The organism is Syntrophomonas curvata (genome assembly GCF_052976825.1).
Genome location: NZ_CM129641.1, coordinates 1,692,436 through 1,705,453, shown reverse-complemented (window position 1 = coordinate 1,705,453; position 13,018 = coordinate 1,692,436). Strand labels below are relative to the sequence as shown.

General features: G+C 46.8%; 13 protein-coding genes and 2 riboswitches. Of the genes, 12 read left to right on the top strand and 1 reads right to left on the bottom strand.

The window, feature by feature from the left end:
- Positions 1-364: 364 nt before the first annotated feature.
- On the top strand, positions 365-1,627 hold the full coding sequence (locus ACU70B_RS07600; RefSeq protein ID WP_447182970.1) for a LuxR C-terminal-related transcriptional regulator: 1,263 nt from the start codon (positions 365-367) through the stop codon (positions 1,625-1,627).
- 151 nt (positions 1,628-1,778) lie between these two features.
- Entirely contained in the window at positions 1,779-2,744 is a 966-nt protein-coding gene (locus ACU70B_RS07595; protein WP_447185726.1) for a D-2-hydroxyacid dehydrogenase, read from the top strand.
- Between the two features lie 119 nt (positions 2,745-2,863).
- On the opposite strand, the gene ACU70B_RS07590 is transcribed toward ACU70B_RS07595, so the two are convergent.
- A complete protein-coding gene (locus ACU70B_RS07590) occupies positions 2,864-3,775 on the bottom strand; it encodes a diaminopimelate dehydrogenase (RefSeq protein ID WP_447182969.1) in 912 nt (303 codons plus the stop codon).
- Positions 3,776-3,996: 221 nt separating this feature from the next.
- On the opposite strand from ACU70B_RS07590, the gene ACU70B_RS07585 reads away from it, so the two are divergent.
- The 10 genes from ACU70B_RS07585 (at position 3,997) to ACU70B_RS07540 (ending at position 12,916) form a co-directional block, all read left to right on the top strand.
- A complete protein-coding gene (locus ACU70B_RS07585; protein WP_447182968.1) occupies positions 3,997-4,860 on the top strand; it encodes a ParA family protein in 864 nt (287 codons plus the stop codon).
- Positions 4,847-5,248: a hypothetical protein gene (locus tag ACU70B_RS07580; protein WP_447182967.1), complete on the top strand. Its 402-nt coding sequence runs from the start codon at positions 4,847-4,849 to the stop codon at positions 5,246-5,248. The genes ACU70B_RS07585 and ACU70B_RS07580 overlap by 14 nt, the downstream gene beginning before the upstream one ends.
- A gap of 146 nt (positions 5,249-5,394) precedes the next feature.
- Positions 5,395-6,171, top strand: coding sequence for a CAP domain-containing protein (locus ACU70B_RS07575; RefSeq protein ID WP_447182966.1), 777 nt, complete (start codon positions 5,395-5,397; stop codon positions 6,169-6,171).
- A gap of 296 nt (positions 6,172-6,467) precedes the next feature.
- Positions 6,468-6,572, top strand: a riboswitch (glycine riboswitch).
- A gap of 3 nt (positions 6,573-6,575) precedes the next feature.
- A riboswitch (glycine riboswitch) is annotated at positions 6,576-6,643 on the top strand.
- Between the two features lie 150 nt (positions 6,644-6,793).
- Entirely contained in the window at positions 6,794-6,982 is a 189-nt protein-coding gene (locus tag ACU70B_RS07570) for a hypothetical protein (protein WP_447182965.1), read from the top strand.
- A 62-nt stretch (positions 6,983-7,044) separates the two neighbouring features.
- Positions 7,045-8,166, top strand: coding sequence for an ATP-NAD kinase family protein (locus ACU70B_RS07565; protein ID WP_447182964.1), 1,122 nt, complete (start codon positions 7,045-7,047; stop codon positions 8,164-8,166).
- Positions 8,167-8,193: 27 nt separating this feature from the next.
- Entirely contained in the window at positions 8,194-8,448 is a 255-nt protein-coding gene (locus ACU70B_RS07560; protein ID WP_447182963.1) for a hypothetical protein, read from the top strand.
- A gap of 116 nt (positions 8,449-8,564) precedes the next feature.
- The gene (locus tag ACU70B_RS07555; RefSeq protein WP_447182962.1) at positions 8,565-9,122 is read left to right on the top strand and encodes a TIGR01440 family protein; all 558 of its coding nucleotides are present in this window, start codon (positions 8,565-8,567) and stop codon (positions 9,120-9,122) included.
- 344 nt (positions 9,123-9,466) lie between these two features.
- Positions 9,467-10,318, top strand: coding sequence for a 3-hydroxyacyl-CoA dehydrogenase family protein (locus ACU70B_RS07550; protein WP_447182961.1), 852 nt, complete (start codon positions 9,467-9,469; stop codon positions 10,316-10,318).
- Between the two features lie 88 nt (positions 10,319-10,406).
- Complete coding sequence (locus ACU70B_RS07545) at positions 10,407-11,693, top strand: D-alanyl-D-alanine carboxypeptidase family protein (RefSeq protein ID WP_447182960.1); 1,287 nt, start codon at positions 10,407-10,409, stop codon at positions 11,691-11,693.
- An 11-nt stretch (positions 11,694-11,704) separates the two neighbouring features.
- Positions 11,705-12,916 carry a DUF3784 domain-containing protein gene (locus ACU70B_RS07540; protein ID WP_447182959.1) on the top strand — a complete coding sequence of 404 codons (1,212 nt, stop codon included), beginning with the start codon at positions 11,705-11,707 and terminating at the stop codon, positions 12,914-12,916.
- Positions 12,917-13,018 lie beyond the last annotated feature (102 nt).

The following is a 13,018-nucleotide window of genomic DNA, read 5'->3' as shown; positions in this document are numbered from 1 at the left end:
AGCAGGCGGGTGATATAATTAATCATCCGATTTCTGCTTGTTCTCTGTTCATGTAATCATCGTTTCCCAAGCCCAATCCCATAACGGTTTTATAATATGCCATGATGTAATGGCGATTCTTTTCATCTGCCGTTGAGGTTTAATCCGGAGAATTATAATGCAAAGATATGCGTTATCTGGCTTAGGTTTTATTATGGGCTGGCTATGGACCTTATTTCTGAACGGCCCCATTATATACAGGTTGTCTTTTGCAAAGGAGCAGGCGGAACAATTACTGTGGCTGTTTCTCCTGTTCAACTCCTTAGCTTTCCTGGCAACAGCTTTAGTGGCCGGGAAGGTATCCCGCTCGCGTTATGGGAGGCATATGCCTGAAATAGCTGCTATGCTGATGACGGTATCAACCCTGCTGCTTGGGGCTCCCCTTAACAAATGGCTAATAGTGTTAATCTGCGCTGGCGCCGGTCTGGGCTCAGCCGTACTAATCTGTGTCTTCGGCCAGATTTTTTCCTATTACAATAACAGACAAACAGCTTTCTGCTACTGCCTGTCAGTCTTGATCGGCAGTATTTTTTACTTGCCGGCTGTATATCTCCCCGCCCCAACAGCTCTGAACATAGCTGCTGCTATTCCTTGGGCTGCGCTTTTCTGCTATCGCATTAGTTTAAAGAACCTTCAGCATGAGAGCTTTCAATCTGCAGGCGCCGACCGTTGCCGGACCAACCCTATTCCTCTGACGGGCCAAACCATTGGGCTGATTCTGGTCTATTACCTGGCCGGGGGATTAATGTTTAAGGTGGTAAATCTGATACATACCGCGGATAGCCAGCAACTATTCGTTATAAGCAACTCAATTTACTGCCTGATCAGTCTATTGCTGGCTGGTTTAATTCTTTTCTACCGGTCAAATCCGAACCTCGGCCAACTATACCGTCCGGTACTGGCTTTGCTGGGTACGGCTTTTCTTTTATTGCCTTTTTTAAAACCTGATTGGCTGATAGTGTCATTTTCCCTGTTTCAGATAGGCTTTGCTCTTTTTGACTTATATATATGGCTTTTGCTTGGCAATATCTCCAAGCCCAGGTATGGGATGCAGGTATATGGGTGGGGGTTTTTCTTTATAACCGGTTCTATGATGTTGGCCTCTTTGGTATATAAGCTTATCCTGCCAGGTATAGCCCAAAACTCCGGCATGATAAGCATTCTTTCCATATCAGCAGCGATATTAATGCTGGCGGCTGCAGTTATTTTTCAGTCCAAAGAGCTTTTGCCTGATTCCCCCTTGCCACTGGCTGCAGCAACAGATACGGTTCCCTTTGGGGTAATCGATATTAATTCTCCAGCAGAAGATAACATAGGGGAGCCAAAACTGGAAAAAACATGGCCAGATACTGATTATAAAGAGGAGCAGCCTGGTAGAATGGCCCGTGAACTGGCGGAAAAATATAAGCTAACCAAACGGGAAGCTGAAGTGGTATTCCTTTTGGTCAGGGGATATAACAATCCTTATATATGCACCCAACTTAACATTTCTATAAATACCCTGAAAACTCATCTGCGTAATATCTATCGTAAAGTGGAAGTTAATGATCGCCAGGAATTACTACGCATGATTTACAATCAAGCATAGTATAAACCCCATAGCCAGCTTCCATTTACAGGAGTGCTATCGGCAGTATTAAAAAACGTTCATTATGAAAACGCCTTTTTTAGAACAAATTATATTATTATAATTGATTTAAGGTATAGCGCGATAGGAAAGGAAGATAGAATTGAGTTCACTGAAAATTTGTATTCTTGATGCTCTGACCCTTGGGGACGATGTCGATTTAAGCGTTTTTGACCGGTTGGGTGAGGTCAGTATCTATGACGCTACTTTGCCGGAAGAAGTGGTGGCGCGGATTCAGGACCGGGAAATCGTAATCACCAATAAAGTAGTGTTGAACCGTTCCAACCTGGAATATGCCCCCCAGGTCAAATTAATTTGTGTTGCTGCTACCGGTACCAATAACATTGACCTTAACTATACTCAAAGCAGAAATATAGCAGTAAGCAACGTGGCGGGCTACTCCACCCGCAGCGTAGTCCAGCACACATTTGCCATGCTGTTTTACCTTCTGCAATCACCGTCATATTATGATAGTTATGTCAAATCGGGAAAGTATGCGGAGAGTGGCATCTTTACCCATCTGGGCCGACCCTATTGGGAACTTTACGGCAAGACCTGGGGAATTATCGGTCTGGGTACCATCGGACAAGCAGTTGCTGGTATAGCCCGCGAGTTCGGCTGCCAGGTTGTATACTATTCCACCTCGGGGGAGAATCGCAACCCTAATTACAACAGAGTAGAACTGGAAGAGTTATTACAGGCAGCCGATATAGTATCTATCCATGCGCCCCTAAATAAACGGACATTTGACCTTATACACTATGAGCAGCTGCAGTTGATGCAGTCCCATGCCGTTCTTCTGAACCTGGGGCGGGGAGGTATAGTTAATGAAAGGGGACTGGCCCTGGCAATCGATGAAGGGCTGATAGGAGGTGCTGCCTTGGACGTACTGGAGCATGAGCCCATAGATAAAAACAATCCTCTCCTTACAATCAAGCGGCGTGACCGGCTTTTTATTACTCCTCATATCGCATGGGCCAGCCGGGAGGCGCGTCTTACTCTGATACAGGAGATTGTCAAAAATATCGAAAGCTTTATGCATGGAGTTCCCCGGAATATTGTCGGACAGGGAGGTTAACATAAAAAAACAGCACTTGATATGCCGATGCGGCAAATGAACGAGAGGACGGCTGTTAATGACCGTCCTCCTTTTATATAATCAAGAATCGTGTGTGCTTAGTATTCCCATATCCTCCGCTAAACCAACTGCCGGATAATATCATCCGGATCACCATGCATAAAATCAATAACCGGTATTTGAATCATGGTGTAGGCACCTGGCATCTGCTTGCGGCTGGCCCGGGCTGCCGCCACCATAACCTGGGCGGTTAGGGCAGGGTTGTTGATGCGCATGGAAAAACGGAGCATCTGATTATGGGTTGAACCTGAGACTCCCTTCCTTTCCATATCCACCCCGTGTCCTACATCAATCAGCTGATTGACATCTGCTACTTTAAAAACATGGGTTTCATCCTTCACAAAATAAGGATCGGTTTTAATCGCGTTTTTTATTGCCTCAAAGCTTGCTCCATCCTGCAATTGCACGTAAACCATACGCCGATGGACACCGGCTCCTACAGGCATAGTCATGGACAGGGCATCTTCAACTCCGGGCAGGTCGCGAACGGCAACGGTATGCCCCATGCTCATCCCCGGGCCAAAATTAGTGTAGCTCAGACCAGACGGGGTCATGAACTGAAACATGGTACGGATTATCGAATCTGTCCCGGGATCCCATCCGGCAGAGACTACTGCCACCGTATTGTTAGCCCGGGCAATCTCCGCCAGTTCCAGCCTAAGATCGGCAAGGTTTCCGTGAATATCGTAACAATCAACCGTGTTTATGCCCAGGGACAGTATTTCCCGGGCTATGTCAGGAACGGAGCGGGTGGGCGTACACAGTAATGCTATCTGCACCCCTTGCAGTTCCCGGATGGAGGTTACCAGAGGTATGCCCATCGCATCAAGTAATTTAACATTATCGGCAAAAGACGGCTTTTCCACCACCCCGGCTACTTCCATATCGGGCGCAGCCATTAGGGCCTCCACTGCAAACCTGCCGATATTTCCATAGCCGACAACTGCTACTCTTATGCTTTCATTCATCATTATTCACCACCAAGTTTATTATTTACATGTATAATTTAAAACAATCCGCAGGAATCAATCAATAGATATGACAAGTATACAGAGTGCACTTGGAACTGCTGTATTTTCACTTCCGAGCTTTTGGGCAGGAAGATTGATCCTTTTGTATCCACTTTCGCGCTATAATTAATTAAAAGTCTTTATTGTATTGCCAACCCGCCATTATTATAGGAGGTAACTCTGTGCCTGCAACCATTAGCTTGATTAATCTCAAAGGGGGAGTAGGGAAGACTTCCCTTACCGTAGCCCTGGCAGAATTCATGGCTTTGGAGCACGGGTTAAAAGTGCTGGTTATTGACCTCGACCCCCAGACTAATGCCACTGTCAGCCTGATGAACGAGCATGAATGGAAAAAACAGAATATAAAAGGGCAAACAATAGTACAGCTGTTTCGCGATCGCCTTTATGATATGCAGATCTTCTCGCCCCGCGAGGCTATTGTTCATAGCGTTTCCAATATTGGAGGCGGAATTGAGGGCCTGGATTTGCTGCCATCCAGCCTGGATTTAATTGATATCCAGGATGAGTTGATCAAAATCCCATCCCGGGGAATTTTTAGCCGGCGGCCCATCAGTATTCTGGGGGAAACATTATGCGAGGAAATCAACCGCTATGATATAGTTCTGATAGACTGCCCCCCCAACCTAGGGTTGATTACCCAGAACGGCCTCATGCTCAGCCAGTACTACCTTATTCCGGTCATTCCCGACGTACTGTCGACTTACGGCATACCCCAGATTGTTGCCCGGATTAACCGGTTGAAGACTGAGACTGGAGTTCAGGTAGAGCCCCTGGGGGTAGTAATCAACAATTATCGTATTAAAAACCCCATGCACCCCAATCAGGTACGGCTTTTGCAGTTAAATGCAGAAAAAATAGGCTATAACCGGGTTTTTTCCACCATAATACCTCAGAACGCACGATCTGCCAATGCCATGGATTACAGCCTGGCGGTCAAGAATCTAAAGGGAAAATACGATAACGGGGGTCCCTATAAGAGATATAAACAACTAACCGAGGAGGTATTGAGCATTGTCATCTCCTGATATGACTGCCGCACTAGCAGGATTCCTGCGTTTACTGGCCGAAGAAGTCGAAAAGAACCAGGCTCTGGCCAGGCGCCTGTCACTCCCTTTTCAGGACTGGTTAAACCAGCCGCTGGAAGCGAAAGTCTCCACCCGCAAAAAAACCGCTTCCAGTGTACAGATTCCGGAAGATTTCGACCCTTTTCGCATCTATCACGACCATGGCAGCGTAGGCCTCTATGCCGTTTTGCAAAACTATGACGCCGCCCAGTGCAAGGCTATACTCAGCTATTTTGCCCTGGACCCGGTTCGCAGCTACAGCCGCTGGCGCAAACAGGAACGGCTGGCTGATTTCATTGTCGAAAGGGTAAAAGCCATGAGCGAAAAGGGGAGAGTCTTCATGGGCTAGAATAAAGAGGCAGGCACTATTTACCAGTTAACGTCCTCATTGCCCAATGCTCCCTTATTTCAACTGTCCTGGATGATTACTGGTATAATCTTCAACTAGCCATCCCGGTTTCAATTCCATTAAGGTAAAGGAAAGGAGGTATGTATATGAAAAAAATTGTTGTTCCTTTATTAGCCCTTTTCCTGGTTCTGGTACCCATACATAGTCTCAATGCCGGGACAAGCCAGACATGCCAAGCCAAAACTACCCGGCTAGTATTGTCCAGGGACCCGATTTGTTGCTTGTCTACCGGTATAAAAAGCTGCAGCCCGGTTATTCGGGTTAAAAAGTGGACTAATAGTCTAAAATCCATCCAAATTCCGGCAATACATATTTACAATAACAGAGAGGGGACATGGGCGCGGATTCCTTCACAAACAGTACCGGTGCCCGGTAAGCCGGCAACCCAACCAAGTCCGGCGCCTACACCACCCCCCCCTACACCAAAACCTACACCCGTGCCCGCTCCGTCACCAACCCCCGCTCCTGCGCCGCAACCTGCTGATTTCTCGGCTATGCAAAAAGAGATGCTGGGCTATATAAATGCTGAAAGGAACAGTGCAAATTTGGCTCCGCTAACCCTTGATACCAAACTATGCCAGGGAGCCTATCTTAAATCGCAGGACATGGCAGTCAACGGATATTTCAGCCATACTTCACCTACTTATGGCAGCCCGTTCGAGATGATGAAGGATCAGGGAATTATCTACAGGTCAGCAGGAGAGAACATAGCTAAAAATACTAGCGTTAAAGGAGCCCATACTGCATTTATGAATTCAGCGGGACATAAAGCCAATATCCTTAACCAGGCATTTGCCAAGGTGGGACTTGGCTTTTACCAGGAAGGACAATATCTCTACGTTACCCAATGGTTCACAAACTAGTAACGGCTCCGGCGCTAGGTCCGATTTCTTGCCTGAGCCGATATCAGATCAACCGCAGGGGGCCGTTTAAAACGGCCCCCTGGTCATTGCCATCATTATCAACTCAAGTATCTGGGTTTTGCATCAAAGTCCGTTTTCAGGGAAATGTGTGCCCTAAATTTAAACAAAAATAATATTTTGAATTAACATTAATCATATTCAATAGATAATACCATAAAAAGTAATAGATGAAGAAGGAAAATGGTTATTTGGTGTCGAATTACGAAATATCAAAAAAGGTAGTTAAATAATTGCATATGACAGATGCAGGAGAACGGGAATAAATTCTCTACCGAAGGAGCAAATCGTTGGTGTACCACATTAACGACGAAACTTTCAGGTGAAAGGACTGCATTTGGATGCAACTCTGGAAAGTCCGACGGACACCGAAGGAGCAAGCCGTCAAGGTGAATCTCTCAGGTATCAGACAGAGCACAGGTTAAGATAACCTGTGCTCTTTTCGTACTTATTCCGGATTAGAGCTTTTAATTTCAAATTTAATAATGATTTAATGTTAGTTTAAATTACCGGGAGCTACATAAACGGGAGAAATAATTAAGAAGAAGGGGAAAATGAAAGAGAAGTGGATGAATACTGCGGGGTTCCGGCCGAGATCTCCAGAGAATGCCATCAAGAACCTGAAGTTATCAAGGGGACACCGCACAATGGGCCGACCCACCGGGTAAAACATCCCGAAATCAATGACGAAGAACTTATCGCTGTTACCTGGAGACAGTACCTTAAGAAAAAAGGGCTGAAGAAACAGCCTTAAAATCATCGGCCTGTTTCCCAGGCAGGAAACAGGTCAGTAAAACAAAGAGCGGGGTTTGTAAAATGAAAAAATTAGGCGTGATCGTTAACCCGGTTGCAGGTATGGGCGGAAGAGTAGGGCTTAAAGGCAGCGACGGGGACGAAATTCAGAAAAAGGCCCGGGAACTGGGAGCAAAACCGGAATCTCCCCTTAGGGCGATTGAAGCTCTAAAGGTTATAGCCAGACTTCAAGATCAGGTTGAGATTATTACCTATCCCCATGAGATGGGAGAAGATGAGGCTCGTGCAGCCGGCTTTGATCCCCGGGTTATTGGTTCTATAAACAGCGGCGCAACCAATCCCGAAGATACCATGCAGGCGGCGCAGGATATGGTGGCAGCGGGAGTCGACATCATATTGTTTGCCGGCGGGGATGGAACAGCCCGCAATATCTATACGGCAGTCGGCAGCGGCTCAGAGATACCGGTATTGGGCATACCTGCCGGGGTTAAGATACACTCGGCGGTTTACGCCGTGAATCCCAAAAGTGCCGGTGAAGCTGCCACCCTGTTTCTGGAAGGAAAAGCGGTTAATATCCGGGAAGCCGAGGTAATGGACATTGATGAAGATGCTTTTCGCGAAGGCAGAGTAAGCGCCCGGCTTTATGGGTACCTGAACGTTCCGGAAAACAAAAAGTATGTGCAAAATGTAAAATCCGGGACTCGTTCCGAAAAAGCCGAAATTGAAGGAATTGCCGCCGAAATAGCTGCCAACATGAAGCATGACGTTATTTATGTGATCGGTCCCGGAACGACTACCAGAAGCATAATGCAAAAACTTGATTTGCCCTATACCTTGCTGGGTGTTGATGTTGTGTTGAATAAGCAAGTTCTGGCCAACGATGTCAGCGAACAGCAATTATACGAAATCGTTGAAGGCAAACCGAGTCATATAGTGGTAACCGCTATTGGAGGGCAGGGACATATATTGGGCCGGGGCAATCAGCAGATAAGTCCACGGGTAATCCGCGATGTGGGTAAGGAAAACATTACCGTTGTGGCCAGTCGGGATAAGCTGGTCAGTATTATGCCAAGGCCTTTATTGGTTGATACCGGCGACCCCGAACTGGACCGGCAATTATCCGGATACTATCGCATAGTAACCGGCTGGCAGGACACTTTGATGTATAAAGTAGGGCTGGAGTAAGTTGAATAAGATTTGGGAGTGATATTTATGGCAAAGGGATTAGATCTATTCCAACAGAGTTCTGCCGGTTTTACCAGACAGATCAGCCCATGGGATACCGATGTTTGTCATTGCAGGTCTTTACTGGCTGGTGTCCTGCGCCATGCCCAGACAGGGAGGAGAATACATTTATATCAGCTCCGGCAAGTGGTGCTACCGGCAGCAGGGCAGTTAGGGCGGCTATTGAAAAACACCAGCCTATGCTCAGTCTCCATGGGCATGTTCATGGCTCTCGGGGAGTGAGCGGCATAGGGAAGACCGTATGTATCAATCCGGGCAGTGAACATGACCAGGCTCTTTTGGCGCCGTAATCGAAGTCAATTCCAGTGGACGTTATAGCTGAGGAAGGGGGCCGACAGATGAAAAACGTTGTGTTAAATGAGATAAATGCATCGGTGCAAACAACTTTAGGAGAACTGCTGAATGTGGCCGAGCTCAAGCAGGGGCAGATTTTAGTGGTGGGATGCAGTACCAGCGAAGTGCAGGGCGAAAAAATAGGAAAAGCATCAAGTATGGAGGTTGCTGAAGCCATCCTTGACGGTATTCTGCCTGTGATTGTTGAAAATGGAATATACCTGGCAGTTCAGGGCTGTGAACACATTAACCGGTCTCTGGCGGTGGAAGAGGAATGCGCAGAACGCCATGGTCTGGAAGTAGTAAACGTTGTTCCCCGTTTGAAAGCCGGAGGAGGGTTGGCTACTGCAGCCTATCATAGATTTAAAAACCCGGTAATGGTCGAAAGCATAAAAGCGCATGCAGGAATGGATATTGGCGATACATTGATTGGCATGCATCTTAAATCAGTAGTTGTGCCGGTCAGAACTGAAGTTAAGCAGATTGGCAATGCGCATCTGACAATGGCTCGCACCAGGCCGAAACTTGTGGGGGGAAAGCGGGCTGAGTATACTCCTGAATAAAGGTCGTTATGAATGTTATATAAAAGACACGACTTATAGTTATGCGGATACGAATCGGCAACCATATTCTGTAAGATGTTTTTATTTGTTTTGGACGCTGGGGCAGCCAACCTCTTGGTGCGATTTCTCAGGTCAAGGGCAGGGCATTGGTGATATCAACGCTCTGTTTTTTTTATTTCTAAAGTATAAGTATAAAGAGCATTTAAGTTTACTATGTTATTAGGTAAAAACTCCCCCAACTGTTACAAAAGCGATTTCACCCCCATATCCGCTTGTCTCAAGCAAAGTTTTCCATTATTATGGAATTGTTGTGGCAATAAACTAGAATCGGGGGTAGTAATTTAATGGCAGTAACAAAAATCGCAATCGTGGGTGCAGGCATTATGGGACGGGGGATAGCTCAGGTGGCCGCCGCGGCCGGTTACGAAGTCCAGCTTATGTCGCGTCACGCCGCCACAGTTGATAAAGCTCTCGCTGTTATAAAACATAATCTGCAGAAAGACCTGGAGCAGGCAAAAATATCCGCTGCAGAAGCAAAGGATATTTTTGAGCGGATTGATACTACTGACAATTTAGCCGAGGCGGTGGCCGAAGCTGACCTGGTAATTGAAAACGTTCCTGAAGTCATGGAAGTCAAACATGACGTTTTCCGCCAGTTAGATAGAGTTTGTCCAGATGACGCCATCCTGGCAACCAATACCTCGTCCAAGAGTATATCTGAGATTGCTTCCGTAACTTCCCGGCCTGACAAGGTTATAGGAATGCATTTTTTTAATCCTGCCCCTAAAATGAAACTGGTAGAAATCAATCGGGGGATGGATACCAGTGACGAGACTTATCAGGTGGCCGAGGAAGTTGCACGCCAGATGGGTAAGGAGCCTATCTGCGTAAATGAATCACCCGGGTTTGTGGTAACTCGCCTGAATGCTGTTCTGGCCAATGAAGCTTTTAAAATGGTTATGGAAGGTGTGGCATCTCCATCAGATATTGATAAAGCCTGCCGTCTGGGATTAAACTACCCCATGGGGCCATTTGAATTGGTTGACCTGGTCGGGCTGGACACCAGATTGCACATTATGGAAGAATTGCACCGAGTTCTGGGTGAAGCCTACAGGCCTTCACCTCTAATGGTTAAATACGTTAATGCCGGCAGGTTCGGCAAGAAAGCCGGTAAGGGAGTTTATGAATATAAATAGGAAGCCGGATATCCGGCAAACACTGATACATATACTGAAAGGCACTAGCCGGCCGAAATAATTACCAATCACCGGGAGTATTTTTTATATGAAAATAATCAGGATATTTTGCTTGTTAAGCCTAACTATTATGTTATTTAACGTAAGCCCGATCTCTGCCAGCGCCCACTCGGACACTAAGCCATACCCGGCAACCAACGGCAAAGCTGTAATTCTGATGGATGCCCATTCAGGCCGGGTATTATATGAGCATAACAGCCACGAACAGCTTCCACCAGCCAGTCTGACCAAGATAATGACTGGCCTGCTGGTGGTCGAAAACGGCGATCTGGAACAAAGAGTAACAGCCAGCGCACATGCAGCCGCAACTCCTGAGAGCACCATCTACCTGGAGCCCGGAGAAATTCTTACCAGAATGGAGTTATTGTATGCTGCCATGCTCCCCTCGGCCAATGATGCCTGCACCGCATTAGCCGAGAATGTAGCCGGGGATGAGGCCGGCTTTGTGGCCCAAATGAATAAACGTGCTGGCGAACTGGGCTTAAAAAACACTCATTTTGCCAATCCCCACGGATTGGAGGCCGAAGGCCATTACAGTTCAGCTTACGACCTTGCTCTGTTAACCAAACAGGCTCTATCCTATCCGTTATTTGCAAAGGTAACAGCAACGGAAAGAAAGGTTATACCCTGGGCTGCTAAAGATGAGGACCGGATTTTACTAAACCATAACCGCCTGCTCTATAATTACGATGGTGCCATAGGGGTAAAAACCGGTTATACCCGGCAGGCGGGGAATTGTGTGGTTGGTGCCGCCCAAAGGGGAGACATGGTATTAATCGCTGTTACCATGAATTCTCCTACTGTATACAGCGACTTACAGCAAATGTTGGACTACGGGTTTGAGCAATACAAGATGGTCACTCTGGGTAAAGTGGGTGAAGTTTCAGGTACGGTAAATGTTCTCCAAGGCACTGCCGCGAAGGTTAAAGCAACACTGGCCCGCAACCTCTCGATAGCTGCTGCCGATGAAGAAATCCCCTATCTGGCCTATAGCTTTGCCCTGAAACCGACTGCGGCCGCACCGGTAGAGCCGGGGGATATACTGGGAACATGCAGACTATATCTCAAAGGGGAGCAGATAGGCAGCATTAATATGGTTGCTGACGAAAGAATAGGCATCAAACACTCCTGGATGGAGACTTCCGCGCTCGGCAAGCTGGCGACTGCGGTATTCACTAAGTGGAGGTTGCTTTTATTCGGACTGATACTGCTACTGGTGATTTATCTATGCCGTAAAAGGCTGGAAGAAGCTTTAAAGCGACTCATTTTGTTTTTACTGCCCGCCAGAATAAAAGAGCAGCATAGGCGAAATTAGGAGGGGAGAAATTGACGGAATTATTCATAAACCTTTTCATCTGCGCTCTGATTTTTTTCTCGGGGGTATTAATAAAGTATTTTAAAGCTTATGATTTGATAGCGGGATATAACACTGCCCCGCAGGAGATACGGAAGCAGATAGACGCCAAAGCGTTAGGTGATTTTATCGGTCGGCAATTGATGATTGCAGCCTTCACTCCACTTTTGGGCTACGGGTTGAAGCAAGCCGGGTTTCTTTGGGGAACAGAAGCCGGGTTTGGGCTGTTGCTCATAATAATCGTCTATACCGCCGTGAAGGCCCGGAAATTTAGTCCTCCGCTTCCTGCTAACAGAGCCGCAAAGATATCTATCCTGGTTGGCCTTATTATTACCACAGCTGTCGGAGCCAGTATAGCTTGGACCGCTCTGCCTTCCCGTTTTAACCTGGAGAACGGTCAGTTTACCATAAGCGGAGCTTATGGAATAAGCGCAGCATACAGCAGCATTGAGGAGATTATGCTGGTACCTGCCATTCCATCCATAGCAATGAAGACCAATGGCCTGGATATGGGCCCTGTTTTAAAGGGGCACTTTCAACTGAAGGACAAACGCAAGGCGCTGCTCTTCCTGCGCTCGGCCGATGGGCCGGTACTGGTAATAAAGCGCCATACCGAAGATGAAATAATTATGATTAATGGTAAAAATGCCTCTGAAACCAGGTCGTTATACGAGAATCTGAATAATCGCCTTCAGCCTGATGAAATAACAAACTCAGGTGAGAAAAAAGAAGAAAATCCATTTACTGCCTTGTCATCGGATGAGCCTAAAATAAGCGTTGATGATTTTCAATACCCGTCAACCTACCCCAAACTGGAGATACTTTGCGGCAAACGGCAGTTAGCCTGGGTCAAAGGAGATTCCAACTTCACCGGTAAAGCAGGAGGGGTTATAGGCAATACTATGTTTGGAATGAATGAGGAACATACTGATTTGCTGGAGCCCAATACAGTAAAACCAGGGTCTGAACTGGTTTTTATAGCTGATGCCGTACCAGGGTTGGGCAATCCGCTGTTTGAACTGCAGCTCCTAGACCGGGATAATTCTTTGTCAGCCTACCCCCTTAATAAAAATACCATGCTGGTCCCTGGAGAAGATGGCGGGTATGTCTTTATCCTGTCCGCCGATTGGGGTAACGGAGATAATTGTATAACCTATTGGTTTAAAGTAACAGTAGAAAAATAAAGTCGAGGCTGGAGCCGACCAGGCGTAGCATCAAAGTCAGGAACCCGGCCGCCGGTTAAAACAGGATAGATATCAGGATATTAGGCAAAGCTAAGGGAAACG

What these genes read in the sequence shown, in the direction of transcription:
- ACU70B_RS07590 (WP_447182969.1), bottom strand. Translation starts at nt 3,775, where the DNA reads ATGATGAATGAAAGCATAAGAGTAGCAGTTGTCGGCTATGGAAATATC.
- ACU70B_RS07565 (WP_447182964.1), top strand. Translation starts at nt 7,045, where the DNA reads ATGAAAAAATTAGGCGTGATCGTTAACCCGGTTGCAGGTATGGGCGGA.
- ACU70B_RS07600 (WP_447182970.1), top strand. Translation starts at nt 365, where the DNA reads ATGCCTGAAATAGCTGCTATGCTGATGACGGTATCAACCCTGCTGCTT.
- ACU70B_RS07575 (WP_447182966.1), top strand. Translation starts at nt 5,395, where the DNA reads ATGAAAAAAATTGTTGTTCCTTTATTAGCCCTTTTCCTGGTTCTGGTA.
- ACU70B_RS07545 (WP_447182960.1), top strand. Translation starts at nt 10,407, where the DNA reads ATGAAAATAATCAGGATATTTTGCTTGTTAAGCCTAACTATTATGTTA.
- ACU70B_RS07555 (WP_447182962.1), top strand. Translation starts at nt 8,565, where the DNA reads ATGAAAAACGTTGTGTTAAATGAGATAAATGCATCGGTGCAAACAACT.
- ACU70B_RS07550 (WP_447182961.1), top strand. Translation starts at nt 9,467, where the DNA reads ATGGCAGTAACAAAAATCGCAATCGTGGGTGCAGGCATTATGGGACGG.
- ACU70B_RS07560 (WP_447182963.1), top strand. Translation starts at nt 8,194, where the DNA reads ATGGCAAAGGGATTAGATCTATTCCAACAGAGTTCTGCCGGTTTTACC.